Here is a 2,805-nt window from a genome sequence, read left to right as displayed (position 1 = left end):
GCGGCAAATGGATAAGAAGTAGTATAAAAATCCATTATAAATCGATCGGCAACAGTATTTTCCAATCGCTCTTTCATGAATTCTTCCTGAAATGCTTTTACTTGAATAAATTGTGTGGCACTTTTTCTCATGCGCCTCATAACATATTCCTTTCCGTCATTATCTTCTAATCGCAACGATACCGATTGATTACCCCCACCTAACTTTACGGGTTTTAAACCGCCATGTAGCGTATCTAAATTTACAACCGGAAAATCAAATTTATTGTAATACAATTGTCGATAATGATTTCCAAAAAAGGAGTTATAGTTTTTTGATTTATCATCAGTGTGTTTAGTATAAATGGACTTACTTATTATACTTTCCTTTGGGAAATTTGAAACAGATAAAGGTTTCTCTGTTTGTATTTCTCTAATTACTTTTGAATGAATTAATTGATTAGTTTCATCATAATATTGAACGGTTTGATTGTTTTCTTGAATATTTAAAACAGCAAAACCTAAACCTGCATATCCAAAACTTGAAGCATCTTTTTCATAATGGCGCACCGGCTTAACTTTTGAACCTGAGCCACTAATGATTTGTGGGATATTTTTGTGAACCAAATATTGTAAATTATGGTCGTGTCCCGAAACCACAATCACGTCGTTTTTGTATTCTTGTAAAATGGTCGTGATTTTGTTTGAAAGTTCTCTGTAAAGTGGATGATTTAAATCCGCAGGACTAATTCCTGAAGCATTTCTCAACACATTTAATGGGGCTTTTAATGGGTTAAACAAGAATTGACCACCATGACTGCCATAGCTTCCTAATGGGTGATGCATGGCTAATATGATAGTTTTATCTTGGTTTTTGTTAACTAATGATTTAAATTCTGAAATAAATTTCTCCCTATATTTAATATTGCAGTTATCATTCATTTTTGGGTGCTTGTCCCAATTGGTAATATACCATTCGCTATCAACAGTGATTACAACTATTTCATTTGAAACATCATAACTGTCTAACGGACAAGCATCTTGAGGAGAAAAACTTTTATCACCTAAAGCTTTCCCAACCAATTTTGCTTCTTCTTTCAAACCATCAATTCCCGAATACCAATCGTGATTTCCTGGAAGAAAAATAACTCTCCCATTGAAATTTTTGGCAACATCAATTTGAGATTGTAGAGCTAGTTTTGCCTCTTCGGTATAAGAATCTGATAATCCATTTGGGTAAATATTGTCGCCCAAAAACAATAACAAATCTTCCTTTTTTGAGTCTTTAATTTTATCGTTTAAAGCTATAAGAGCTTTTGAAGGCTGATTATTTTCTAACTTTCCGGCATCACCAATTAGAAAAATATTTATTCCTGAAGTATCTTGCTTAGTCTGAGAAACTACTTTTATTTGCATATCATAGGTAGCACAAGATTGTACTATAAAAAGGATTACAAAACAAGGAAGTAGTTTTATTATCTGTTTCATTTTGGTTTTGTTAGTCTACTAATTAACAGACATAAAAAACATTAATTCCTGACAAACAAACTAGCTCAAGTTTTTATATATGTCTTTTATTTGAGAGCATTTTTTATAATCGGGATTAAATTGTCTCCATTTTATTTTTATTTAAAAACAGATTGGCAATTTGAATGGATGCTAATATAAAAAACAACATTCCCAAAGCTGGATTGAGATAATGTGTCATTTCAATATTATTTTCAACCAAAATATATTGTCCGGCATAAGCAAAAATTAACATGCCGATTCCAGTACCTATCAAGGCTCCAATAATAAATATATAATTAGCTTTTTTAGTTGTTTTAAGTTTTTTAGTTCGGAAAATATAAATGTAGATACCTGACCAATAAGGCCATTGAATGGCATTTAAACCATTTAGAAGTACTCCTAGTATAAATGGGTATTGCGCAAGATGCAATTGTGATAAACTAAAGCTATTTTCATTGTTAATATTGCTCATAAAATAAAATGAAATACTAGCTAAAAACAGTATTGTAAAAATATCTATAAATAATAACAGCTTTTTTTGTTCCACTAGCCATTTAGCACCAAAACTTACTGTTTTAAGAACAAAAAACTCTACAACAATAATTCCAAGAATAAAAGAAATAACTGCCAAACCACCTTGCTCTAATAAAATTTGTAAACCAATTACATTAAGATACCCTAAAGGCAAAGACCCTATGAGACTAATTATAAATCCAAGTACAAAGGACTTGTTATTAAAACTATATTTATCCATCCATTTCATAGCTATGATATAGATTTTAAATAATTTGTCAGCCTTCTATTATCAATAACTAACTGTCTGGATTGTTGTAAATTCAAATAAGAATAGCCCTTTTGATGATTGTAAGTGCTTATTTTATATAAAATATTGTAGTGTCTTATAATCTCTTTCCAAGCAAAAAAGATAGAATGTTTTGGGTCGTAAATATGAGTTGGTTCACTTCCGGCTCCATTAAGTTCAATGATAGAAAAGTTTTTACCTTGCTCTAAATCTTCACGAGATTTAAACATAATATCCAACCTTCCAAAATGAAAATCTGGAATTTGTAAACAAATAGTATTAATTGTTTGTGTTAGATTTTCATTAATCCAATGGCTAACATCAGTAAATTTACTACCTCTTACATGGTTACCATAAGGCACTAAATTGAGAGTTTCGTCTTTGGCTAAAATATCGTTTAACTTATTGCCATACTTTTTCTTTAATGTTTCTAATTGCAAAGAAAATCTTGGGTTTTGTTCTATAAGTTCTTTAACCGTGTTTATTCCATTTCCTGTGATTATTAAAAATTCTTTA

General features: G+C 30.4%; 2 protein-coding genes and 1 pseudogene. All 3 read right to left on the bottom strand.

From position 1 onward, the window contains the following. Positions 1-1,466: metallophosphoesterase (locus EV196_RS19735; protein WP_207902884.1), on the bottom strand; the 1,466-nt coding region annotated here is incomplete at its 3' end. Positions 1,467-1,581: 115 nt separating this feature from the next. Further along, positions 1,582-2,250, bottom strand: coding sequence for a hypothetical protein (locus EV196_RS19730; RefSeq protein WP_132219502.1), 669 nt, complete (start codon positions 2,248-2,250; stop codon positions 1,582-1,584). Between the two features lie 2 nt (positions 2,251-2,252). Further along, a pseudogene (locus tag EV196_RS20010) lies at positions 2,253-2,805 on the bottom strand (D-alanine--D-alanine ligase); the annotation flags it as partial.

This window comes from Mariniflexile fucanivorans, from assembly GCF_004341235.1.
Taxonomy (GTDB): Bacteria; Bacteroidota; Bacteroidia; order Flavobacteriales; family Flavobacteriaceae; genus Mariniflexile; species Mariniflexile fucanivorans.
The sequence above is the reverse complement of the archived record's forward strand: the minus strand, read 5'-3'. Positions and strand labels throughout refer to the sequence as shown.

Coding starts and splice junctions, on each gene's coding strand:
- EV196_RS19730 (WP_132219502.1), bottom strand. CDS start 2,250: ATGAAATGGATGGATAAATATAGTTTTAATAACAAGTCCTTTGTACTT.